The sequence below is a fragment of the Pseudomonas paraversuta genome, from assembly GCF_904063065.1.
Classification (GTDB): Bacteria; Pseudomonadota; Gammaproteobacteria; order Pseudomonadales; family Pseudomonadaceae; genus Aquipseudomonas; species Aquipseudomonas paraversuta.
Genome location: NZ_CAJFCL010000055.1, coordinates 1 through 437 on the forward strand (window position 1 = coordinate 1; position 437 = coordinate 437).

1 pseudogene is annotated in these 437 nt (G+C 61.3%); it reads right to left on the reverse strand.

The features are described from left to right. Positions 1 to 437 (reverse strand): annotated as a pseudogene (gene ureC / locus JQ845_RS22900) (urease subunit alpha); the annotation flags it as partial.

Genomic DNA, 437 nt, shown 5'->3' on the forward strand with positions numbered 1-437 from the left:
GCAGGCGGGCCGATGCCGCCGCCAAAGAAGGGGGTCAGACCGTTGAACAGCGCGGGATAAGCCTGTTGAGGCGAGATCAGGTGGAGGTGGGTGTCGATCCCGGCAGCGGTCAGAATCAGATGTTCGGCGGAGATGGCGTCGGTGATCACACCCACCACCAGGCCCGGGGTTACGCCATTCATGGTGCCCGGGTTACCGCTTTTACCAAGCCCGGCAATCTTGCCGTCGCGGATGCCGACGTCGGCTTTGATCACGCCCTGGATCGGGTCGATGATGGTGACGTTGGTGATCACCAGGTCCAGTACGCCGTTATCGCGGGTCAGGGTGTTGGCGGCGCCCATGCCGTCACGCAGGGATTTACCGCCGCCGTATACGGACTCGTCGCCGTAACCGCGTAAATCCTTTTCAATTTCGACAAACAGGTTGGTATCACCCAG